This window comes from Pseudomonas cerasi (assembly GCF_027983475.1).
Classification (GTDB): domain Bacteria; phylum Pseudomonadota; class Gammaproteobacteria; order Pseudomonadales; family Pseudomonadaceae; genus Aquipseudomonas; species Aquipseudomonas cerasi.
The window spans coordinates 701,124-724,405 of sequence record NZ_JAQJVM010000003.1 but is presented as its reverse complement, the minus strand read 5'-3'; the positions used below and the strand labels follow the sequence as shown (position 1 = coordinate 724,405).

General features: G+C 57.6%; 18 protein-coding genes and 2 pseudogenes. 10 read left to right on the top strand and 10 right to left on the bottom strand.

Annotated features, from left to right (window positions below; genetic code table 11):
- Positions 1–137 precede the first annotated feature (137 nt).
- Entirely contained in the window at positions 138–1,313 is a 1,176-nt protein-coding gene (locus tag PI739_RS19260; protein ID WP_161428917.1) for an efflux RND transporter periplasmic adaptor subunit, read from the bottom strand.
- 681 nt (positions 1,314–1,994) lie between these two features.
- Between PI739_RS19260 and PI739_RS19255 the strand changes: the two genes are divergently transcribed.
- Both PI739_RS19255 and PI739_RS19250 read left to right on the top strand, forming a co-directional pair.
- Positions 1,995–2,768, top strand: coding sequence for a helix-turn-helix transcriptional regulator (locus tag PI739_RS19255; protein ID WP_003433924.1), 774 nt, complete (start codon positions 1,995–1,997; stop codon positions 2,766–2,768).
- 1,041 nt (positions 2,769–3,809) lie between these two features.
- Positions 3,810–4,664 (top strand): helix-turn-helix transcriptional regulator, encoded by an 855-nt coding sequence (locus PI739_RS19250; RefSeq protein WP_003372919.1) that lies wholly within the window; start codon positions 3,810–3,812, stop codon positions 4,662–4,664.
- 431 nt (positions 4,665–5,095) lie between these two features.
- On the opposite strand, the gene PI739_RS19245 is transcribed toward PI739_RS19250, so the two are convergent.
- Together PI739_RS19245 and PI739_RS19240 are read right to left on the bottom strand one after the other, a co-directional pair.
- Positions 5,096–6,118: a zinc-dependent alcohol dehydrogenase family protein gene (locus tag PI739_RS19245; RefSeq protein ID WP_044308095.1), complete on the bottom strand. Its 1,023-nt coding sequence runs from the start codon at positions 6,116–6,118 to the stop codon at positions 5,096–5,098.
- Between the two features lie 239 nt (positions 6,119–6,357).
- Positions 6,358–7,035 (bottom strand): RraA family protein, encoded by a 678-nt coding sequence (locus PI739_RS19240; protein ID WP_096105827.1) that lies wholly within the window; start codon positions 7,033–7,035, stop codon positions 6,358–6,360.
- A 237-nt stretch (positions 7,036–7,272) separates the two neighbouring features.
- Here PI739_RS19240 and PI739_RS19235 point away from each other — a divergent pair, with 237 nt between their 5' ends.
- Together PI739_RS19235 and PI739_RS19230 are read left to right on the top strand one after the other, a co-directional pair.
- Complete coding sequence (locus tag PI739_RS19235; RefSeq protein ID WP_003372913.1) at positions 7,273–8,250, top strand: hydroxyacid dehydrogenase; 978 nt, start codon at positions 7,273–7,275, stop codon at positions 8,248–8,250.
- A gap of 78 nt (positions 8,251–8,328) precedes the next feature.
- Positions 8,329–9,663, top strand: a complete 1,335-nt coding sequence (locus PI739_RS19230) for an MFS transporter (protein ID WP_096120592.1) — start codon at positions 8,329–8,331, stop codon at positions 9,661–9,663.
- 82 nt (positions 9,664–9,745) lie between these two features.
- On the opposite strand, the gene PI739_RS19225 is transcribed toward PI739_RS19230, so the two are convergent.
- From PI739_RS19225 to PI739_RS19215, 3 genes are all read right to left on the bottom strand, one after another.
- Entirely contained in the window at positions 9,746–10,486 is a 741-nt protein-coding gene (locus PI739_RS19225) for an IclR family transcriptional regulator (RefSeq protein WP_042931175.1), read from the bottom strand.
- Between the two features lie 140 nt (positions 10,487–10,626).
- Positions 10,627–11,478, bottom strand: coding sequence for an SDR family oxidoreductase (locus PI739_RS19220; protein WP_054081402.1), 852 nt, complete (start codon positions 11,476–11,478; stop codon positions 10,627–10,629).
- Positions 11,475–12,887: a flavin-containing monooxygenase gene (locus PI739_RS19215; RefSeq protein WP_058417187.1), complete on the bottom strand. Its 1,413-nt coding sequence runs from the start codon at positions 12,885–12,887 to the stop codon at positions 11,475–11,477. The genes PI739_RS19220 and PI739_RS19215 overlap by 4 nt, the downstream gene beginning before the upstream one ends.
- Before the next feature lie 220 nt (positions 12,888–13,107).
- On the opposite strand from PI739_RS19215, the gene PI739_RS19210 reads away from it, so the two are divergent.
- The 3 genes from PI739_RS19210 (at position 13,108) to PI739_RS19200 (ending at position 16,379) form a co-directional block, all read left to right on the top strand.
- Positions 13,108–14,175 carry an AraC family transcriptional regulator gene (locus PI739_RS19210; RefSeq protein WP_003372903.1) on the top strand — a complete coding sequence of 356 codons (1,068 nt, stop codon included), beginning with the start codon at positions 13,108–13,110 and terminating at the stop codon, positions 14,173–14,175.
- 146 nt (positions 14,176–14,321) lie between these two features.
- Complete coding sequence (locus PI739_RS19205; RefSeq protein WP_248670635.1) at positions 14,322–15,389, top strand: NAD-dependent epimerase/dehydratase family protein; 1,068 nt, start codon at positions 14,322–14,324, stop codon at positions 15,387–15,389.
- A gap of 72 nt (positions 15,390–15,461) precedes the next feature.
- A complete protein-coding gene (locus PI739_RS19200; RefSeq protein WP_042931183.1) occupies positions 15,462–16,379 on the top strand; it encodes a LysR substrate-binding domain-containing protein in 918 nt (305 codons plus the stop codon).
- Here PI739_RS19200 and PI739_RS19195 read toward each other — a convergent pair.
- Genes PI739_RS19195 through PI739_RS19180 form a run of 4 tightly spaced genes read right to left on the bottom strand, consistent with a single transcriptional unit; the run spans position 16,352 to position 20,378 of the window.
- Positions 16,352–17,578, bottom strand: a complete 1,227-nt coding sequence (locus PI739_RS19195; RefSeq protein WP_161428915.1) for an aminotransferase class III-fold pyridoxal phosphate-dependent enzyme — start codon at positions 17,576–17,578, stop codon at positions 16,352–16,354. The two genes, PI739_RS19200 and PI739_RS19195, sit on opposite strands and share 28 nt — an antisense overlap.
- Before the next feature lie 25 nt (positions 17,579–17,603).
- Positions 17,604–18,890, bottom strand: a complete 1,287-nt coding sequence (locus PI739_RS19190) for a TRAP transporter large permease (RefSeq protein WP_003433946.1) — start codon at positions 18,888–18,890, stop codon at positions 17,604–17,606.
- A complete protein-coding gene (locus PI739_RS19185) occupies positions 18,887–19,381 on the bottom strand; it encodes a TRAP transporter small permease (protein WP_096136384.1) in 495 nt (164 codons plus the stop codon). Before PI739_RS19185 ends, PI739_RS19190 begins: the two co-directional genes overlap by 4 nt.
- Before the next feature lie 4 nt (positions 19,382–19,385).
- Positions 19,386–20,378, bottom strand: a complete 993-nt coding sequence (locus tag PI739_RS19180; RefSeq protein ID WP_103736297.1) for a TRAP transporter substrate-binding protein — start codon at positions 20,376–20,378, stop codon at positions 19,386–19,388.
- A 256-nt stretch (positions 20,379–20,634) separates the two neighbouring features.
- Between PI739_RS19180 and PI739_RS19175 the strand changes: the two are divergent.
- The 3 genes and pseudogenes from PI739_RS19175 (at position 20,635) to PI739_RS19165 (ending at position 23,278) form a co-directional block, all read left to right on the top strand.
- Positions 20,635–21,624: pseudogene (locus PI739_RS19175) on the top strand (SphA family protein).
- A gap of 50 nt (positions 21,625–21,674) precedes the next feature.
- Positions 21,675–21,890, top strand: a pseudogene (locus PI739_RS19170) (helix-turn-helix domain-containing protein); the annotation flags it as partial.
- A 269-nt stretch (positions 21,891–22,159) separates the two neighbouring features.
- Positions 22,160–23,278, top strand: a complete 1,119-nt coding sequence (locus tag PI739_RS19165) for a metallophosphoesterase (protein WP_003372883.1) — start codon at positions 22,160–22,162, stop codon at positions 23,276–23,278.
- The last annotated feature ends 4 nt before the right edge of the window (positions 23,279–23,282 follow it).

Here is a 23,282-nt window from a genome sequence, read left to right as displayed (position 1 = left end):
AATCCACTGTTGACCTGACTTTTGAAACACACGCCCAATTCATCAATCAGACGCCTGCAACGTGCCCGTTATCGATTTAACGTCGGCTTACAACTGTGCTGGATGTTCTTATTATCCAGCACCTCCTGGTCATACGCTCAAACACCTTCCACACCGCCCCGCTCTCCGATGACAACCCTGTCGCCTGCTTGAAGCCCCGAACGTATTTCGACCCTGACTTTATTATTGATACCCGGCTCTACGTACGCTGTTCTGACCTCGGTACCTTCGCCCAGCACTCTTACGCTGTAGGTGCCGTCTTCCCGCCGATCACCCAGTGCGGCAACAGGAATCGTCAACACGCCTTTCTTTGCCTCGAGCACAATTCGCACGTTAGCGGTCATGTTGATGTAGAAGCGGTTTTCAAGGTTGGGGACATCGAAAAGAGCGTTGTAGAAGACGGCTTTGCTGTTTTCGCCTGTGGTGCCAGACGGGCTTGCGGCGTCCACAGGGCCCGGCTCGATCGCCTTGAGGGTGGCGTCATGGTGCCTGTCAGGCTCGCCCGGGATAGTGAAGTAAACCGGAAGACCGGATTGGATCTTGAGCACATCGGCTTCGGAAATCTGTGCTTTCACGATCATGGTGTCGAGTTGTGCCATCTTCAGAATGACAGGTGCCATTTGGTCTGCGATGACCGTCTGGCCCTCCTGAGTAACGATGGCGAGGACCTGACCGTCCATTGGTGCGAAGATTCGTGTGTAATCGAGCTTGATGCGCGCAGCTTCTTCCTTCACATGGGCCGTGTGTAATTGTGCGGTAAGCGATACCAGGTTGGCGCGTTGGGTCTCCAGTTCGAACCGGGCCTTGTCCTGATCCGCTTTGGAAACCGCCTCCGTGGAGCCAAGCTCCTGATATCTGCGATCATTCGACTCGGCAAGTTTCAATTTATGCAGCGTCGCGTCTCGCTCCGCATTGAGTTGTTCGACTTTGACAACCGCCTGGCGCAAAGCGTTTTTGGCGGGCAGTGGATCGATCTCTGCCAATAGCTGGTTTCTTTTGACCTTGTCACCTGGTTTGACTTTCAGGGACTGCAATTGCCCGGAAACCTGGGCTCCCACGTCCACTTGATTGCGGCCCTGAAGCACGCCCTGTGCCGATACGGCGTACTCAATGTCCGTCACTTCTGCTGCGGCTGAGAGAAAGACCGTCTCTTCTTCCCCGCTGGCGCCCCTATACAAGGCATAGCCAGCCAGCGACACCGCCAGATCGATCAATACGATCCTCAACAGGATTTTGCGGATATTCAATTTCCGGAAAAAGCCGACAATGCTCACTGTATTCCCCGCTCAATGGGCGTCACGGATCTCGGATGAATCAGCGGCTCAACACTGAAATAAAGGGCGTGCATGAGAATCTCTACTTCTCCACGACGACGATCCTGCGAGGCAGGTATTCATCCTGCAGCCATGTAGTAATGGAAACATCAGGACCCGTGTGCGTCTGTCCCCGCATTCAGGGACATTTTCGCGGAGACCTCACCGCGTCTGGAGCGCAAAACGGAAATATAGTTTGAGCACCCTAAAGCGACGGCGTCAGGCCATGCACTCGGCGGTATGAAGAACCTTATTTTCGAGACAACTGGCCAGCCGGTTTTCGCTATAAGCCTTATTCCTGGTTAGTTACAACACGGCGATTTTCCGAAACGGTGAGCCGCTAAAGGATCCTTTATTCCGAGACATCACACTGGGTTGGCCCTTATAGGATTATCCGGTGCTATCGGACACTGTCAGCCCTGGTGCACTGGCGTGTAGCGAGACGTTTGTCCCCCTTTTCCCCGACAGACTGGGAATAGCCCCTATGTGTACATTCTTTAATGCGCCAGTAATATTGTCCTACAATCAGACATTATGCTCATTACTAGGCATCGAGAGGGCTGCCCTGTATGCGAGGTTGCTTTTGGTTGGGCTGGAGACTAACGCCATGGGGGCAAATGTGTAATGGAAGCCAATCTACAAATGACGGGAAATCAGTCAGCGTATTTTCTGGAATTGGGAAAGTTAATCGCAAGCGTGGGTGATACAGGATTTGCCGCGAATATGTACCAGATCATCGCGGCCACCGTCCCCATCGATTTACTTGACCTGAGTGAATGGACGATCGACGAGAACGAAGGAAACGTGATCAGCATTCAGCCCCTCGGGCAAGAGAATGCGGACCAGAAGCCGTTCAGTCTGAGTGTCTCGCAGAACCAGGAGATGCTGCTCGCTCGAATGCTCAATGTGGACGATTTTCTGCTCGTTCATCTCAAGCCACCCTGCAGCATGGGTTCTTCCGGGACCTATCACTGCAATCTCGTGTCGCGCAAGTCGAACAGGCGCTGCGTCATTTCCTTGCACCGCGATCATCACCAACGTGACTTTTCACTTCACGAATTATCGTTCTTGAAAAACTTTTCAGAGGCCCTGTTGCCCCTGCTGGAGCGACATGCCCAGACGACCCGTACCTTGTGCACTGCGCATGCTGACAACGAAGCCGTTACACAGGGCGGCCACCAGCTTCAACGTGAATTCAACGAGAAGCTGAGTCGATCCGAGGTCCGGCTGTCGTTGCGGGAAAAAGAAATATGCCTTGGCATATTGGCTGGCGCGACGGTTCCAGAGCTGGCCGACAAGCTTCACGTCAAGAACAGCTCCATCGAGACCTATCTGAAGCGGGCCGGAGCGAAGCTTGGCGTGAAGGGGCGACACGGTCTGGTCAAGTGGATGACGGGCGTATCCCAGACAGGGTGACCACCCTGTGCTGCAGAAGGTTACCTGTTTGCTCGTCTCACCCGGCGGGCGGCCGAAGCTAACCGGCATCATGCGCTCGACGAGGCTGTCCGTGCTGCACGGTCAACCAGCCATCCATCGGCTAAACCGAGCGAACCTACTGTTGTGCGGCGAATAGAATTATAAAATGCCTGTCGAGCAACCAGCAGAACGTAAAATAAAAATAAGCGTGCCCTGATGAGGGGTGTTGTTAGGCGCATTTGCTGTGCACTAACGTACCGATGAGTACTCCTTCACTTGCTATCAAGCCCGATAAATAGTAAAGCGGCTGGCCGAAGCGTCATGCGCTTCTTCCCGCTGCGCAGCGTATCCGGTAATACTGCGTCGAATGCCCCCGTCCCAGCGATGTCGCTGTGCATAGTGTGAAATCTATCGCGTGTTGATTAAACTTTTTTTATTGCAATTGGAGCGTGAAACATGAACTATATGGTTAGTTTTCGGTCACACCGGTCAGTTGGAGTTTATTAAAGCTCTTTGCAATGTATATGATCACCTTAATATAAACACGCCAGTGCTGCACGACCCGTATCGCCACGCCCTGTGCGTATGCGTTAACAACATGGATAGGGACAGGAGTTGAACGTCATGCCAACGTTACTGGATACCTCTGCACTTTCAACACAGGCCAGGCGCTGCTGCGCTGTGGTAAGACGATCGTCTGCCGGCCTTTCAAGTATTCAGAGTGATTCGCATTTACCCCCTGTCCCACAGGGAGCGTCAGACTCAATAAACATCGATAAAAAAGTTGCTGCTATTAAAGAGTGCCTTGCTTAGGGTTAGCGTTCTCGCTTCTCGTAACACGATTGACTTTTTACTACTGCAAGCTCTCGGGCGTCGTTGTCGCCTAACTTTCAAACTCCTGTTCAGCCCGCTTGAATGTTGTATTGCGGTCTACATATAACCTGTCTGACCGCAGGAATCGAAGAAACAGAAGACTTACTTAATTGCTGAATCAAGGCTGCGCCTTGGCGTGTCTCTCTATAAACGGAAAAAGGAACCCCGATGAACATGCAACAGCTCTTTCCGCATCTCGGCAAAGTGATCTCCGGTATCGGAAGCCGCCAGTTCGCCCGCTTGCTCCACGAGATGATCACCGCTTCGCTGCCCGTGGATGCGACTCATGTCATTCAGGGACTCAGTCGATCCACGAATGAAGTAACCGGCACTCACGCCGTTGGTGCCTTTGGTGGACATCTGCACCAGGTGCTCAACCCGGGGATCGACAGCAGACGTCTGGAGCCTGTTCTGTTGAGCCCGACAGAACTGGCAGACACTCGCGTCGACAGATCCATCAGGTTTGAGTCGCCCTCCTACAACGCACAGGAAAAGCCAGGTCATCTGCTTCCTCACGCGTCTTTCCCCCAGGTACACCTCGCTTACCCAGGCAAGGGGGAGTATGTGCTGTCGGTTTATCGATCCCCTTCTGCCAAGGCATTCACCAGTCAGGAGCGCGCCCGGCTCAAGGATCTGTCCTGGGTGGTGTTGCCCATCGTAAAGCAGCATATTGCGACTGTGACGCCTACCCTTGTTTCTACAATCCCCTCGCCTGTCACAAAAAGCCTTAAAAACAAAGATGCCATGGAAGGCCTGCGCCAGCGTTTCCTGGGTCGCCTGGAAGCCTCGGCACTGAGCCTGTCTTCGCGCGAGACCGAAGTGTGCGTCGGGCTGCTGGCCGGTCTCACTGTGCCTCAACTGGCGGACAGGCTTGATCTGAAAGTCAGCACGGTGGAAAGCTACTTCAAGCGCGCGGCAGTAAAAATGGGCATCGCGGGTCGCAGTGCGCTACTTCGCTGGTTGCATGCCGAGCATAGCGTGCAGCACCCCACCCCTGTAGAAATGTTTCAGGCGGCAGTCTGAGCCGAGGGCAGTTTCATTGTTGTTCCATATTCAGGGATTTTCCCGCCATGCAGCGGTGCGGTCTGTGGATCGGTTGATGTCCGTCCAGACCGCTACCGCCGCGCCATCCGGCATACGTCGTACATCCCCAGCGCGGCGCTCGACTGATCAACGTCGAGGGTAAACGACCAACCGGTTCAGACGATGTGCGCATTGCGCCATTTCTTGCGCCCATAAAAAAACCCGCCGAAGCGGGTCGTTTTTCTATCAATACCATTCCAACATCCTGTCAGTAGCCATCCCGGCAATGGTGATCATCCCTGACCTCCGAAGCGCCTCCTGCGCAACGGTTGATGGGTATAGATTGCTACTTCGCGAACATGTCGTACAGGGCTGATTCACCTCGGCGTGTGTAAGCCTTTCGCTATATGTTCAGCTAAGGCGCGGTAACCTCAGCCCTGTTCAAACTCGATCAGTACCTTGCCAATGTGCCGCGCGGCGGCGAAATATGCGTAGGCTTCGGGGGCATCGGCGAATTTGAATGTCCTGGCGACTACCGTTTCAATTCCATTGGCCTCGATGGCTCGAATAAGGTCGACAAACATCTCGCGGCTGCCGTTGGCGATGCCTCTGATTGTGACGTTTTTGAGGATCAGCGACAGGTAGTCGGGAATCGGCGAGTGCTGACCTGGCGTCACGCCTATCACGGCAATACGGCCGTTGACGGCAGCCGCCGCGATCGATTGTCCCAAGGTGTCCTGCCCTCCTGTCTCGATAATGATGTCGGCACCGGCGTTATCACTGAGCGCCATGACTTGAGCCGCCCAGTCCGGGTGCGTGCGGTAATTGATCGTGATGTCGGCGCCAAGCTGACGCGCGATGTCCAGCTTCTCGTCACTCGATGAGGTGATCGCCACGCGTGCGCCGTGAAGCCTGGCCAGTTTCAACGCGGCCAGCGCCACTCCGCCGGTCCCCAGACACAGGACGAGTTCACCCGGTTTGACCTTGCAGACCTCCATCAGCGCGTTCCAGGCGGTCAGACCGGCAGATGCCAGTGCGGCAACGTCCTTGTCAGCCAACGCGTCCGGTACGTGAATCAAGGCAGCGGCGGGCAATACGACTTTTTCAGCCAGCCAGCCGTCATGGGTTACACCGACATCGTGGGCGAACACGCTGGTGCGAAATTCGCCCTGCAGCCAGCCGGGAAAGTGACCGCAGATGACCCGGTCGCCCGGTTTGACCTGGCTGACGCCCTCGCCTACGGCGATGACTTCACCCACGCCTTCGGACATGGGAATGCGCTCTGGTAATTGTCGGGGGCCGTATGTACCACGCAGGATTTGAACATCCCGGCTGATAAGGCTCACCAGGCGAGGCGCCACGATGGCCTGCCCCGGCCCGGCGATCGGCTCGGGCCGAGTGGTCGCGGTCAGCGCGTCCAGGCCTTGTTGAGATCCGATCTGAAAAGCTTTCATGAACATAATCCTTGTGCCGTCAGCGCCATGAGGTCTCTGCATCGCGCCTTGAAAATATCGTGTCGCCCGGTTCAGGGCCGCGGTTTTTTCAACGTGTCGCCTACACGATACCTGCTCAGCGCTGAGCATCAAGTCCGGCACTCGCATCCCGGCCGCCTTGGTCTGCTGCCTGGCGTGGCGTAACGGCACGGCACGGCGCAGCGTTGCGCCACGGCCGTGCTTACGCCTGATGTGCCGAGTTATTGTGGTAGCTGGCAGCCCTTTTTCTTCAAGGATTCCAGGACCCAGGAGCGATCGTTTTCTCCCCTGGCGATCTGTTCCAGTTGCTTTTGTTCGGCATGGTGCTTGGCCGCGGCTCGATCATAGACGTCGGCGACATGCTCGTACGGTACGCACAGCAAGCCATCCTCATCGCCTATGACCAGATCACCCGGTTCGATCACCATACCGTCGATCGCAATGGCCACGTTGATCTCACCCGGTCCGTCCTTGTAGGGGCCCCGGTGGGAAATGCCTGCTGCAAACATCGGGAATGTCCCTGCAGCAATGCTCCCTGCGTCCCGAATCGCGCCGTTGATGACGATGCCCGCCACGCCACGCTTCACCGCATAGGCCACCATCATCTCGCCGATGAGCGCGTTGCTCAGGTCTCCCCCCGCATCCACCACGATCACATCGCCCGGTTCGGCGATATCAATGGCGTAATGCAACATGAGGTTGTCACCGGGCCGGGCTTTCACGGTCAGAGCAGGTCCGGCCAGCACGCCTTCGCGGTGCATCGGACGCAGGCGAGCGCCGCCTGCGGTCATTCTATTCATCGAATCGCTGACATTTGCGACGGGTACGTCGCGATAACGTGATACCCACTCGGCGCTGACTTTGCGGGCTGCTTCGAGGACTCGGAATCCAATCGTCATGGGGCATGGCTCTCTTGAAATTATGGGTTGCCGCCGAAAGGCTGGGAGAAGAATTTTCAGAATCACATTTCATTTTGAATCAATCAAGCGGTAAAAAATAATTAATAAACTTTTTTAGTCTGATAAAAATCAGGATAGTGAAATGTCATTTCATTATGGTAGGGTTTGGATATCGGGTTGAAGTCGCTGCCCGGTCGCACACCAAACGCGACGCAAACAAGAACAAGGTACGCATCCATGACCCGCAAGATTTTGCTGACGGGCCCCGCCCTGGCACACAACGCGATGAGCTATGCGAATGATCTGGGCATTCAGATTTTCCCCACCACCCCCTATCTGCCGGCTGAAGAGCTCACTTCGCTCATCCGCGACGTGCAGCCCGACGCGATCATCGTCAGGCAAGGCAAGCTCACGCGAGAAATGATCGAAGCGTCCCCCAGGCTCAAGGCGGTCGCCAAGCATGGGGTCGGCTACGACACCATCGATATTCAGGCGGCGGCAGAGAAAGGTGTCCCTGTCATGATCGCCCTCGGGGCGAACGCGCAATCCGTGGCCGAACATGCCTTTGCGCTCATGTTCAGCGTGGCTCGGCAAATTGCCTGGCTGGATGCCCGTACACGTCAGGGGCATTGGGATAAGGCCACCGCCAACGGCATCGAGTTGTCCGGCAAGACATTGGGGTTGGTTGGCCTTGGGGCGATCGGCAGCATCCTGATGGATCTGGTTGCGCCCTTGCAGATGAAGGTCAAGGTGTTCGACCCTTACCTCAAAACGCTACCCGAACGTTCAAACGTCGAGCGTGAAACCGACTTTGACCGCCTGATCGAATCCAGCGATATCATCAGCCTGCATTGCCCGCTGACTGACGAAAATCGCAACCTGATCAGTACCGCGCAACTGAACCGCATGCGCTCCAACTGCATCCTGATCAATACTGCCCGTGGTGAACTGGTCGACACCCAGGCGCTTATCCAGGCGCTGCAAGCCAACAGAATCGCAGGTGCGGGGCTGGATACGTTCAATCCGGAGCCACCGTCTGCCGACAGCGCGCTGTGGCAGCTGCCAAATCTCGTTGCCACACCGCATACGGGTGCCAATACCACCGAATCCCTTGATCGCGTGGGACTGCTGGCCGTTCAACAGATCGTGAAAGTGTGGGAAGGCGACGCGCTTGATCCTCGCTGCGTCGTGAATCGCCAATTGCTCGATAGCTGATCCGGCTTGCGCCCCGCTGCCTGGCCGGCGGGGCGAACATCTACCGTTTCTCCACAAAAATAAACACAGGAGAGCACCATGGCCCGCCCCCAAGCGACTCAACCGGTCACCGAACTCGAGCGCACTACCATGCGCAAAGTTGCATGGCGACTGCTTCCATTCCTTATCCTCTGTTACCTGATTGCGATCATCGACCGCGGCAACATCGGCATGGCATCGCTGCAGATGAATCATGACCTGGGCCTCAGCCCGGCGATCTTCGGTTTCGCGAGCAGCCTGTTCTTTGTCTCCTACTTTCTGGTCGAGGTGCCGAGCAACCTGGCACTGCAGAAATTCGGCGCGCGCATCTGGATTGCACGCATCATGATCACCTGGGGGCTGATTTCCGCAGGTACGGCTTTTGTACAGGGCGCCAACTCGCTATACGTCATGCGCTTTCTGCTGGGCGCTGCCGAGGCAGGTTTTTTCCCGGGGGTGCTGCTGTACATGACTTACTGGTTGCCGTCAGCCTATCGAGCACGCATGGTGGCGATCTTCATGGTCGCTATTCCAGGTGCAAACTTTCTGGGCTCGCCGCTTTCGGGCTACCTGCTGACACTGGACGGCTGGATGGGCATGAGGGGCTGGCACTGGCTGTTCATTCTTGAGGGGATCCCCGCGGTACTGCTGGGAATTGCCTGCCTTTTCATTCTCACGGATCGTCCCGCTCAGGCTCGCTGGCTGAATGACGCGCAGCGCACCTGGCTGGTCAACAAGCTGGACGAAGAGCGCAAGCTCAAGACCAATATCGGCCATATCTCGCTGTGGAAGCTGCTCAAGCACAAGGACATATGGGTCATGGCGCTTATCTATTCAGGCGCGTCTGCAGCAGGCAGCACCATGAGCGTATGGGCACCGCAACTGTTGAAAAGCTTTGGCCTGAGCAATCTGGAGATCGGCTTAGTCAATGCCATTCCCTACGGTATTGCATCGGTTGCCATGATCGTCTGGGGGCGCAGCTCGGACCGCAGCAATGAACGTCGCTGGCACACCTCCGCCACGTTGTTTTTGATCACGGCAGGTCTGCTGCTGGCGCTGGTCACATCCTCTCTACCCGCCACTGTGATGATGCTGACCATGGTGCTCATCGGCGCCTACTCGATGAAAGGTCCGTTCTGGGCACTGGTGTCCAACTGGCTTTCGAGCAGCACGGCAGCTGCCGGACTGGCGGCCATCGGCGCTCTGGCGAATCTGATCGGAGGCGGGATCATGGTCAACGCTTATGGCGCTATCCATCAGGCCACGGGAAGTTATGCGATCGCTCTGTTGCCTCTGGCCGCGCTGTGCACAGCCGGTGCAATCGCCGTGCTTGTGATGGGCAGAAGCCGCAAGCGTGAAGCGCTTGAGGATGCCAAATCCGTAGAGGTCAGTTGAGGCGCGGCAATAACGATTTGAAACGCTGCCTGACGCAGCGCTTCAAGTCGGCTGTTTATGGAAGTGGCTACTGACGCCGGCGTCAGACCGCTTCGTCTACCGCCGTCGCGCGGTGTGTGACCTTCTCCTCGCCGAAGCTTTTCCCTCCGAGGCTGCGCGTCAGGTCGTCAGCCACCTCGATGAAGATCGACCGGATCGCTTTTGCGTAGTCAGCGGTCAGTCGCATGGACGGGCCCGAAAGTACCAGTGCTCCGATGTTTTCATGCAGCGGGCCAAAAATGGGCAAAGCCATCGAGGCAGCATGCGGGTCAGTCGCACCGCTGGAGTAAAAAGGCTCCAGTCCATCCTTCGCACGGGCATACGGGGTACGCAATGCTTCGGCACTCGCCGCACCGTCCATGGGGCGCATGTCTCCAGGCTGCATATGCAATCGCAGCCGGTGAGGAGAGTTGACCCGGTACTGGCACAACCGATAGGCGCCGTGTTTCACATAAAAAGAGGCCGTCTCGCCGGTTTCACCGGTCAACTTGTGCAGTCTTGGCAACACATGCCGCTCAAGATCCAGAGCATCCTGGTACACCGCATTGAGGCGCATGACCTCGCTCGCGAGCATATAGCGACCGTCTGCAAGGCGATTGACGAAGCCATAGGTTTCCAGGGAAACCATCAAACGCATGATCGTGCTTTTGATCAGTCCGGTGCGCTCGACCAGTTCCACAAGGCTCAAGGCCGAGTCTCCGATCTGAAACGAAGACAGAACGGTGAGCACTCTATCCGCTGATGCGACTCCATTCACGGCGGGACGTGGACGCGTTTTGACCATCATTATCTCCTGTGCGGCAGATTGCAGCATGAACCTCGAACTCGCAGCATTATCCGTTAGCTGAAAACGGATAGCCATGAAACCCTTGGTATCAGCCGCGCTGCAAAGGTCAAAAAAACGCCGCCAGCCCAATGTCGGGCTTACTGCTTCAAACGCCAGACACCTTCCACCTGGTGCGCCAGACCTCGCTCGCCCAATGATTCGATATATTTCTGCATGCCCTTTTCGCCACGTTTTTGTAGCAGGCGGATGGCACGCGGCAATAGATTGGGGAACAACATGGCCAGACTGGACGCCCAGGATTCACTCGGTTTCGGTGATCGCTCCAGGCAGGGCTTGTCGAGCATGAGCATTACCTGATGTGCGACGTCATCCGGCGATTGCGGCGGCGCGATGAACTGCAAGGCGTTGCCGCCCTCAATCGCTTCCTTGCGCAACATTTGTGTGTCTGTCGCAGTGGGCAGGATCGAGCCGACCTTGATGCCCTTCTCTGCCAGATCCAGCCCGATCGACAGCATGGCGCCACGCAGGCCGAACTTGCTGGCGCAATAGATGGGTGATTCCGGCGTGGGAAATACACCGCCCAGCGAAACCGTGGAGATGATCCGGGCGTCAGCCGAGCGCTTGAGCAATGGGATGGCGAGGCGCGTAAGAATCAGGGGTGCAACGAGATTGATATTGAGCTCTCGGCTGATGCTGTCCACCGAGCGTGTATCGAACGCCTCGACCACCGCGATGGCGGCATTATTGATCAGCACGTCCAGTCGGCCAAACTCTGCTTCTATATAGGCCATCAAATCAGCCAGGGCTTGCTGATCGGTCAGATCAATCACATAGGGATAAGCGCCTTCCCCCAGTTTTTCTGCCAGCGAACACAATTGTTTTTCGTCGATATCAGCCAGGACCAGTTGCATCCCCCGACGGATCAGCTGGGCACAGATGGCCTGGCCTATGCCACCGGCCGCACCGGTAATCAGGACCACCGTTTTCATGAGCACGTCTCCTGAATGGCGGCTGTTTCCTGGAGCAGCGGCGCAGCCACATAGCCGGCACCTCTGCGCAGGTTCTTGTAGTAGCCTTCCTCGACCATTGGCCAGCCCAGCCCATGAGACAACTTGCGCAGGTATTTCTTGAGCGTATGAGCCTCCAGGTACACCTCATGGCGTTGGGATTTGACGAACGTGATCCCCCCGGAAAGATCCGGATCGTCAGACGCAATCAACCGATCAAATTGACGAGCTCTGGCTTTTTGCTGCAATTGGTCGCGCAAGTAACAGGCCACCGCGTGGGCCTCGCTGTCGAACAGCTTGTAGGCGCTGGAGTTGGTTTCAACGTAACCGATGCCAAACAGGTTGTGGTGCTCCCGGCTGAAAATCGACAGGTATAACCGGGGCCGACCGCCCTTCCACTCGAAATAGTTTGCGGCGTATTTGCAGCTCCATTTATAACCGGTGGCGTAAAGCACCAGATCCAGCGCCTCGCGTGTGCCATCCTTGAACACCACGTACTGCCCCTCATAGTGCGAGACATCCGCTTTGACCTGAATATCACCGTGCTGCAAACAGTGCAGCAACTGGGTATTGAGCAACGGGTGGCTTTCAAACAGCTTGTGGTCAGGTCTGGGCAAGCCAAAACGGCGCGTGTCGCCATTGATCACGCGCAGAATCGCCTGAAATATCGGCCGCGCCAGCCATATTGGCAGTTGCGGCCCCTTTTCGCCGAACTCATCAACCGGCATTCCGAACAGATGCTTGGGGATGAAGTGATAGCCGCGGCGCATGCTGATAAAGGCTTTATCCGCATGCCTGGCGGCGTCACAGGCAATATCTGCACCGGAGTTGCCCGCACCGATGACCATTACCCGTTTGCCCTTGAATTCGTCGGCATGCTTGTAGGTTACCGAATGCCTGATGGTGCCTTCGAACTGACCTTTCACCTCGGGCATGTTCGGGTCCCAGTTGCACCCTGTGGCGCACACAACCGCGCGATAGCGGCGTCGTTCACCGTTGGCCAGTGTCACCAGCCAGCGGCCGTTTTCTTCCTTTTCGACATTGTCGACGGCGGTGTTGAAGCGGATTTTGCCGTACAGGTCGAACGCCATTGCAAAGGAGCGAACGTACTCGAAAATCTGCCGATTGCTCGGGTAGTCGGGAAAGTGCGCGGGCATCGGGTAATCAATGAAGCCAGACTGATCGCGCGAAGAGATAAAGTGCGCCGAATGGTACATCGGCGTTCCGGGGTTATTGATATCCCAGACACCACCCACTTCACTGTGTCGCTCGAATTGTTCGTAATCGAGTCCCTGGCGCTTCAGCGCCCTGGCCATGCAAAGCCCGCCAGGCCCGCTTCCGATAATGCATACCGCGTCGGCGCAATCGTGAATCTTGTTGTCGTTGCTCACTTTGTATTCCTCGGGTTCTACAGCGAGAACCCTAAGTTAGCCAAGGAGCCGTAGCGCTAGCAGGGGGGTTATGGACGTTAAAGGGGGTGGTAACGGACTTGTCCGACAGGCACTTCAAGCCGATAAAAATGAACGTTTACACGGATGTTTCAGCTGTTTTTTCAGGCATGCTGTGATTCGATGGGACAAAAATACCTGCACGTGAAAGGTCTGGATCAATATGAAGCTCATTGCCGACCCACTGTTCTCCGAAGCCTCTGCCCCGCCACAGGTATCGCGCATGCTTCTGCAGTACGCGACCGATCGTGGCGTCAATACCCAGTGGCTGTGCCGTGGCCTGGGTTTCGCTCCTGATGACCTGAAGAAATCGGGTTATTTACTGTCGCACCGGCAAAGCAACCTGCTGGTGCGCCGGACCCTTTCGGAGTTGGGCGATGATGGCTTGGGGTTGTCGGTCGGCCAGCGCCAGACGGCCGTGTCCTGGGGTATCGTCGGATTGGGCATGCAGGCCAGCCCGACGCTGGGCGATGCGCTCAATCTGGCCATCCGCTATCAGAAACACGCCGGCGCCCTGCTCTCCCACCGTATGGAGTTTCACGAGGGGCGTTGCCTGACGTATATCGTGCCGCAGTTCTTCGACCCCGATGTAATCGGTTTCTATCTGGAAGAGGCGTTCGCCAGCGCGATGGCGATCGTTCGGCACCTGAGTGGCCGTCATGATCTGGTTCCCAGTCGTGTGGAACTTGAATACCCGGAGCCCGAGCACGCGCATCGGTACAAGGAAGTGTTCCGCTGCCCGGTGGTATTCGCCGGTACGCATAATCTGATCGAGTTCGACGCCCGTTGGCTGGAAACGCCATTAGTCACGCGTGACGATTTCGTCGCGGCCGAAGTGGCCGAGTTGTTGGACAGCGCAAACTGGGAAGATAAAGGCACGTCTGATCTTGTCGAAACCGTGCAACGGGAAATACGCAAGCGGCTCTGCGCGCCGCCGTCACTCAATGAACTCGCGCAGCAACTCAATATAGGCGAGCGCACCTTGAGGCGGCGTCTGGATGAAGCCGGACAGTCTTATCAGGGCGTCATCGATTCACTGCGCCGGGCAAAGGCACTGTCACTGCTGAGTCACCGCGAAACGAAGCTGATCGACGTGGCCAGCGAAACCGGCTTCAGTGATATTCGTGATTTTCGCCGGGCATTCAAGCGCTGGACCGGGGTAACGCCGCGAGAGGCCAGGCACGAGATGCAGCAGTTCCGCAAAGATATCCAGCGCCCGACATCGCCCTGATGTTTCGCGTGATCCGCAGTCTACAGCGTATTGACGGAAGTCCATCGCCGCCCCCTTTCGCGTCCGGTTCAGCCCTGATCGTTCTGTAAACGATTGTTTAACGTAGCCCTGCTCTGCATAACCAATCAAACAAGAGATGGGCTGCCATGACCGATCGAGTTCTTGTTACCGGAGGTGGCGGGTTCGTTGCCTGCCACCTTATTCAGCAATTGCTCGCCAGCGGTATTACCGTCAATACCACCGTGCGCAATCTCGCCAACGAGGCAAAAGTGCTGCCTTTGCGGACGCTGCAAAAGCAGTATCCGGGCAGGCTTTATCTGTTCGAGGCGGACCTTCTGGCAGAAGGCGCATTTGATGCGCCCATGCGCGACTGCAACGTGGTCCATCATGTGGCGTCACCTTTTCTGTTGCCCGAGAAAATAAAAGACGGTCGCCGGGAGATGCTTGAGCCCGCACTGCAGGGCACCCGGAATGTTCTGCAGAGTGTCGATAAAACCCCCAGCGTGATGCGCGTGGTCATGACCTCCACGGTCGGAGCAATCTTTGGTGACTACATCGATGTGCTGCAGATGAGCAACAAGACCCTCACCGAGGAGTATTTCAATACCAGCAGCACACTCGAGACCAATCCCTACCATTACGCCAAGGTCGAAGCCGAGAAAGAGGCGTGGCGAATCTGCGAAGCGCAGAGCCGCTGGAGCCTGGTGACGATCAATCCCGGCATGATTCTGGGCCCGTCTCTGACACCCGCCTCGGAGTCCGGAAGCCTCTTCCTGCTGGATGAGATGTTCCGTGGCTACTTCTTTTACGGGATGCCCGACCTGAGCCTGACGACGGTCGACGTCCGGGATGTGGCGACAGCCCATATCACCGCGGCCAACAAGGCTGACGCTCATGGACGTTACATCCTTGCCGAACAACGAATGATCTCTTTCGTGGAGATCGCCGGCATTGTGCGAAGTCTGCATCGACGTCCCTGGCTGCTGCCCCGCTATCAGATCCCCAATGTGCTCGTGCGCTTGATCGGTCCGATGTTCGGGCTCACTCAGGCTTACCTGAGCAAGCATCTGGGCATCCGTTTCAGCGTGGATAACCAGCGCAGCGTGAATGATCTGGGAGTCAGGTATCGCTCGATCACCGAAACGCTGACCGACCACTATCAGTGCTGGGAAGCGCAGCGCCAGCTGAAAGGTCAGGCGGCCCGAAACCGTTAGGTTGCCCCGTCTGTGTAAACGGAATGGAACATGCATGGTTATCTGCCATCACGTTTCACCCGAGGTCTTCCCATGCGCCATCTCGATACCGATTGCCTTGCCGCTTTTGTTGCTGTCATCGACTGCGGCGGGTTTACCAACGCCGGTGAGCGTATCGGCAAGACCCAGGCAGCGGTAAGTCTGATGCTGGGACGACTGGAAGCCAGGGTCGGGCGCAAGCTGCTGGAGCGCTCTCGCCGTGGCGTCACGTTGACGGAGCATGGCGAAAGGCTGATCGGCTATGCCCGGCGCATCCAGATGCTTGAGGATGAAGCGCTTGCCGCACTGGATTGCGGGCAGGAGGCTGCCCGCGTCCGTATCGGCATGCCGGATGACTACCTGGAGTCACTGGGGTGCGAGCTGATGCAGGCGTTCGCCCTGCGCCACCCGCATCTGCAGGTGGAAATCATCTGTGATTTTTCTTCTCGCCTCGAGGCGATGATTACGGAAGGTAGCATCGACCTGGCGATCATCACCCGCGCCAACACCAAGGTACAGGGTGAGTTACTCCGGTGCGAGCCGATGTTGTGGTGCGCAGCGCCGGGGCATTTTCCCGAGCAACAGAAGGTTGTGCCGCTGTCATTGTTTACCGACAGCTGCCGGGCGCGTCCGCAGATCATCGAGGCGCTGGATCTGCTAGGCACGCCCTGGCGAGTGGTCAGTTCGTCATCCCATCTCCCGGGCGTCATGCATTCGGTTCGATTGGGCACCTCGGTGACGGTATTACCCGCTTCGGTCGTGCCGTCCGGCTGGCGCATTCTGCACTGCGAGCAATTGCCCGAGCTGCCGAGCATCGAGCTGGAGCTTGTAGTGCCCGAACATGCCCTGCTGAACACGCGCCGCCTGGCACATTTCGTTCGCGACTGCTTCAAGGCCGAAAGCCTCTCGGAAAACAGCTCACAAGTCACTTCTAAAGGCACGATTCAAAGCGAGGCGATGGCCGCCTTGTAGCCTTCCAGCAAGGCCTGTAATGCCTGCTCCTGATGGGCAAAGGTCAGGTAGGTGCGGCCGAAAGCAAACGGCATGCTCATGACCCTTTGCCGACGCAGCGCCTTGTGCAATGCCAGCGTCCAGCGACTGTCAGCCATTTGCGCTGCATCAGCGTAGTCTTTGGGCGGGACTGCCGACGGCCATAAGGTGAACACCGACCCGTAACCCGTGCTGCTTACCGCCATGCCCTTGTCGGCAAAGGCTGCCACCAGTTGCGCGCGCAACTGATCGCCGCGTCTCAGCAGTGCGGGATAGTCCGCAGTGGCCAGCTGCTTGAGGGTTGCCAGTACTGCGGCGCAGGCCGGCGGCGCTCCGCTGTAAGTACCGGCACGGACGATTTTCCCCTGTTCGAACAAACCCATGTATTCGGGCTTTCCGACCAGTGCAGCGACTGGAATACCACTGCCGATGGCCTTGCCGACCGTGGCGAGGTCGGCCTCGGCACCCAGCAACGTGCCGGTCAGCCCCGGGCACAGGCGCAGCCCCATCAGCACTTCATCCAGAATAATGAGCGCCCCGTTGCGGTGGGCCAGATCGCTGAGGTACTTCAAGTACCCGGCTGCAGGTTCGATGCAACCCGCATTGGCCAGCACCGGTTCCAGCACCAGAGCGGCAATGTCGTGGTAGTCGCGAAACAACTGCTCGGCGTCGGCAAAATCGTTGTAGCGCAGCAGCAGTACACCGTCCCTTTCCGGACGCTGCGTATCGGCCATCAGGGCCGATGCCTGTCCGGCGTTGCCAAAGGCGACCGAGTCGTACCAGCCGTCATAGCCGGCAGCGAACTTGACGATACGCTGGCGGCCCGTCGCGACGCGGGCAGTCCGGCAGGCCAGGTGCACCGCTTCGCTTCCGGTATTGACGAATATCACCTGGCTGAGATCGCCGGTGAACGCTGCCAACGCCGCCGCCGCAGCCTCCTCGTCTGCGTGGGCGAAGGACGGCATCGGGCCATTGATCATCGCAGCACTGGCTGCAGCCATGACCTGCGTCTGGGCATGACCGAGCATGGTTGCACCGAAGCCCATTGCCGTGTCCACGTAGCGAATCCCCTCGCTGTCCCACAGCCATGGGCCACTGGAACGCGTGACATTGAAGACCTGGCCATCGATTTCAGGCAAAGCGCGGCCGCCGCTGGAAATTCCACCGATCAAATGTTTCATCTTTTTTCTCAGGAAATGGGAGGGATCAATAGCCCATGACGCGGGGCAACCATTGGGTCAGATTCGGGAATAACACGAGCAAGGCGATGGCAAATGCCGTAGCGATCCAGAACGGTATCAATCGTCGTGAGACGGAGCCGATATCAATACGCCCGACATTGCACACCACAAAGATGTTGGTTCCGATAGGCGGAGTGAACAGCCCCCAGCCCAGGGTCATGGTGAAGATCAGACCGATCTGGTAGGGCTCGAAACCTGCCGCCTTGGCAACCGGAACCAGAATGGGGGCCAGGATGATCATCGCCGGGCCCAGGTCCAGCCAGAAGCCAACGACCTTGAGCACCAGAATTACCAGCAATATGGTGATCAGCGGGCCGGTATGCAGGCCGACGATCCAGGTCGCCACGGTATGCGGTACCAGTTCGAAGGTCAGAATCCAGCCGAACGGCATCGCCACGGCCATGATGATCATTACCGAGCCAGTTGTGGTGACCGCTTCGGTCACGGCCGGGAACAGGTCACGCCAGCGCAATTGGCGGTAGACGATGGTGCCGACGAACAGCGCGTAAAGAACCGACAAAGAGGCTGCTTCAGTGGCCGTGGCAAAGCCGGTCACTATCGTTCCCAACACCATGAACGGCATCAGCAATGCTGGTAGCGCGCCGGCGGTATCACGCAGGAACAGGCCCCAGTCCATCTTGCCTTCGGCTTTTGGAAAGCCCTCGCGAACCCCTACTATATAAGCGGTCAGCATGAAGACTGCGGCGAGCATCAGGCCGGGGATCACGCCGGCCATGAACAGACCGCCGATAGACGTATTGGTCAGCACGCCGAACATGATCAGGATGACACTCGGTGGCACGATAATACCCAGCGTTCCGGAAGCAGCGGTGACTGCCGCGGCGAAGGCACGAGGGTAGCCTCGCGCTTCCATCACCGGAATCATGACCTTGGCAACGGTGCCGGTATCGGCCGTGGCCGAGCCGGTCAGGCCGCCATAAACGAACGCAGTGGCCACGTTCACCAGCCCGAGTCCGCCACGCAGACGTCCAAAACAGTGCTCTGCCACACGCATAATGCGCAGCGTGAGGCCACCACGGTTCATCAACTCTCCGGCCAGCAGAAACAACGGAATCGAGGCCAGGGTGGATGAGTCCGCACCGCGCAGTGTCTGCTGGGCGAGCCAGGCCAGCGGCATGTGCAGATCGCCCCATAGCAAAGCCGCGATACTGCCACCGGCCATCGCCCAGACGACGGGCAGGCCAGCCATCAACAAACAGAAAAACGCCAGAAAGAGAATCAGCACGGTCATGGGCGTACTCCGTTGCGAATCAGGCGTGCCAGGCGCACAACGGCCAGTATCGCGAGCATTGCGGCAGCGCTGAGCAGCGCCAGTGAACTCAGTCCTGCCGGCCAGCGCAGCACCGGGGTCGGCATCCAGCCTGTGCGTGAAATAAACGCCACACCGCTGCTCAGCAGCCACGCGCTGATTCCCAGCAAAGCCACGCTCGCAAAGGCATCCAGGGCCTTTTGCAGAGCGGCCGGCAGCATGCCTGCCAAGCCTTGGAATCGCACGTTCTCCTGCCTCATTTCAGCGATCACCGCGCCAGTAAACGTCACCCAGATAAACCCGATGGTGGCGATCTCGAACGACCATTCGAAGCCATGCAGGTTCAGGTAGCGGGAGAAGACGCCCGCCAGAATGGACAGAAAGGTGACGGCGAACATCAACGCGCCGAATACAGCAAGGCAGCGTTCAGCCAGGCTGCTGGGTGGTTGGTCGGGATGCGGGCTGATAGACATGGCGTCACTCGCCTTGCGCGTCGTGTCGCAGCTGGCTGACGAAATCTTCGCCCCAGACCTTGCCGAACTGCGTATAGACCGGATTGCTCAGCTCGCGAAACGGCCGAGGGTTGACGTCGTTGAACTTCACGCCCTTGCTCTGCATTTCCTGCTGGATTTTGCTGTACACCGCTTCCAGCTGTGAGCGATACCAGGCGGTGGTGTCTACCACCGCCTTGTCGAGAGCCGCCCGCTCCGTTGTGCTCAGGCTTTCATACTTGTCCTTGTTGATGAACCAGAAGTTTGCCGACCACACGTAGTTCGAGAGCGAGACATACTTGGCGACCTCGTACCACTTCTGATCATGAAAATCGCGCAGTTCAGGCTCTACCCCGTCCACTACACCCGATTGTAGCGAGGTATAGACCTCGCCAAACGGAATCGACTGCCCCAGCCCGCCCAATTGCTTGATGGTTGCCAGAATGACCGGGTTGGGCGGCGTGCGTATTTTCAGGCCGCTGAGGTCCGCTGGTTGCAATATCGGGTGTTTGCTGTTGGCGAACTGACGAAAACCCGAGTCCAGTGCCGAGAGCATGACGAAGCCATGGTCCTGGCCCATGCTCAGAAATTTCTTGCCGGCTTCGCTATCGAGGTAGGCATGCACGGCGACAGAATCTTCGAACAGAAATGGCAGTGACAATGCATTCAGGCGTGGATCGATGCCGTCGGTCGAGCCGCCCAGGCCAATGTCGATGGCACCGGCGCCGACCGAGTCGACGATAGGCGCTTCGTCGCCCAGTTGGCCGTCCGGATAGACCTGTACGTTCAATTCACCTTTCGTCTCGGCGCTGACCTCGGCGGCAAAACGCGTCATCGCCTGGTTGATCAGACTGTCGGAGCTGGAGGCATGGGCCAGACGCAAGGTCTGCCCGGCCGTTGCCAGGTTGGTACCCACGAGAAACGCCAGACCGGCGATGGCCTGAAGTACTACGGTTTTACGAGACAGGGATCTGAGCATGGCGGCGAACTCTCGTTGATAGCGTTGAAGCTATTAACCATGAGCCGCTGCTGCAGCGTCAATTGAGAGATGGCTTTTTGCGATTAAGATGCGTAATACATCCATACATATATTTATTCATGGGCACCCTCTCCGCCATCCTGGCGCTCTCAGTCAACTCTGGCCGCCCCACTCAAGTATTGCGATAACCCGGTGATTACAGTCGAGGTGCCAAGCGAAGCCTTCTGCTCACAATTCCAAAAATAGAGCCGCGCCGATGACACTGAAAATATCCTTGCCAGCCTGCCTGGTGCTTAGCTTCATGCCGTTCGTTGCCCACGCAGCAGATGGCCCTCCTCCGCCCTCGGTCAGCCAGCCCAGTGGTATCAATCTGGGCGGCACGAGCTTTTACGACGGTTTTGCCGGACCGCCTGGCCTGACGCATCAGACCTATCTGAAGTTCAGCACGGCAAGCAGCATCAGAACCAACGGCGGCAAAGACAACAGCGCCTTCGACGACCCGAAGATCAATGTTGTCACGATGATCAATCAGTTGAGCTATTACTCGCCAGAGAGCATTGGTGGTGCGCACCTGGGCTGGAGTCTGCTGGTGCCGGTGGTCTCTCTGGACGGTGACTTCGGTGACAACGGTGCCACACTCAAAGACAACGGCGCTGGGCTGGGCGACGTTACGGTCGGGCCTCAGGCGCAGTTCGACCCAATAATCAACGCCCAGGGAAGGCCGGTTTTCGTCCAGCGTGTGGCTTTCGATACCATCGTGCCCACGGGCAAATACGACAAGCACAAAGACCTGAACCCTGGCTCTAATCATTTCTCGCTGAACCCCTACTGGGCGGCCACCTGGATGCCTGCGCCGCGCTGGGAAATGAGTTGGCGCCTCAACTACCTGTACAACTTCAAGAACGACGACCCGGCGAGCAGTTCGCAACAGTTTTTCGACGGACAGTCAGTGCGCAACACCCAATCCGGCCAGTCGGCGTGGGCCAACTTCACCGCATCGTATGAAGTGTTCCCCAAGGTTTCCGTCGGCATCAACGGCTACTACTTCAGGCAGATATCGGATGATCAGGTCAATGGCAGCCGCTTGAGTGACTCCCGGGAAAAAGTACTCGGCATCGGACCTGGCCTGTTCTGGAAAATAAGCGAACCGCAGGCGTTCTGACTGAACACCTACAAAGAAACCGGCGTCGAGAACCGCTCACGCGCGGATTACATGGTGCAGGTTCGTTACGTTCACACGTTCTGACCGATGTCTGTGTCCGCCCGTGCACGGTGGGCGGCCCCTTTGTAGAGGTAATGAGTGAATATATCTGGCAACGACGCCTGTCGCGTTGCGCCGAAGAGTTGCGCAGCAATGAGCATGCCCATCGTTCACTGACCGATATCGCCTATGCCTGGGGCTATGGCAGCAGTTCGCATTTCAGCAGGCAGTTCAAATCGACATTCGGTATGTCGCCCCGGCTGTTTCGAGAGATGGCTCGCGGCAGGGATAAGCCGTCGAGTGCGGCCTGACAGCTGCAATCAAGCGACGGTTTCAGACCGGTTTCGAGCCGTGCAGTGCCGGCAAAAGCACGTCAGCTCGACAATCGGCACGCGTTGCAAGAAACTTGGCAGCACGGTCTGCTCGTATCGGCATTCCGCCTCGGCACCATGACCTCCAGCATCCCTGCTCCCCAATACGCTGCAACGGGCGGCGTTCGGCAGGACCAGATCGACCTCATTACTGCCCGTGCCGTTGACGCAGTTATCCACTTCATCGATATCGCCAACGGAGCACGTTAATGTTTCATGTCATGTTCAGCATGCCCTGCCTGTACGTCATCGCCCGATTCCTATGGCCGATGCCCTGGGCGTTATCGGCGAAAATCGCCGTTGCGGTGCTGCTTGTCCTTGCCTCGCAATATCATCTGTATTGCCGGTTTTCCTCCGGCAGCGTGTTCTCGCCGGAATTTCCACGCTACATCGTGATGCTGTTCAACTGGGCGTTCGGCGCGATCCTGTTGCTTGCGGTACTGCAAATCATCGTCGACATCGGCACATTGCTGACGATGCTGGTGCGCCGGCAGACGCTGAGCATTCCGGCCAATCTGCGTTATTTCATAGGTATGGCGGCCCTGGTGCTGGCGGCAATCGGCGTCCAGCAGGCCGTGCGCGTGCCGCCAGTGAAAGACATCCAGATCGCGATTAAAAACCTGCCTCCGCAATTCGAGGGCTACAAGGTATTGCAACTGACGGACATGCACATCAGCCGCCTGTTCGATGCGCCCTGGACCCGGGCTGTGGTGCAGCAGTCCAATGCGCTGGGGGTTGACCTGATCGTCATCACCGGCGATCTCATCGACGGCTCGCTCAACGACCGGAAGCAGGATATCGAGGCGCTGCGCGATTTGCGTGCGCCGGATGGCGTGTACGTCATCCCCGGCAACCATGAGTACTTTTTCGATAACCAGGCGTGGATGCAGCACTTCGTCTCGCTGGGCATGATCCCTCTCGCCAACAGCCACACGCTGATCGAGCACGACGGTGCACGCATCGCTCTGGCCGGCGTCACCGATGTCACGGCGCCGAAAACCGGCTTCCCTGCGCCAGACCTGCAGAAAGCCATAGCAGGCATCGCGAAAGACACACCGATCATCCTGCTCGACCACCAACCCAGAAACGCCGAGGAAACAGCGACTCACGGCATAGCGCTGCAACTCTCCGGGCATACCCATGGCGGCATGATTTTCGGTCTACACCGGCTGCTGGCCCTGGCCAACGGCGGATTCGTATCCGGGCTTTATGATGTGGGCGGGATGCAACTGTACGTCAACAACGGCACCGCACTCTGGCCCGGGTTTGCCATTCGTCTTGGCAAACCTTCGGAATTGACCCGGATTACGCTTCGGCGGGCGCTCTAGCGCC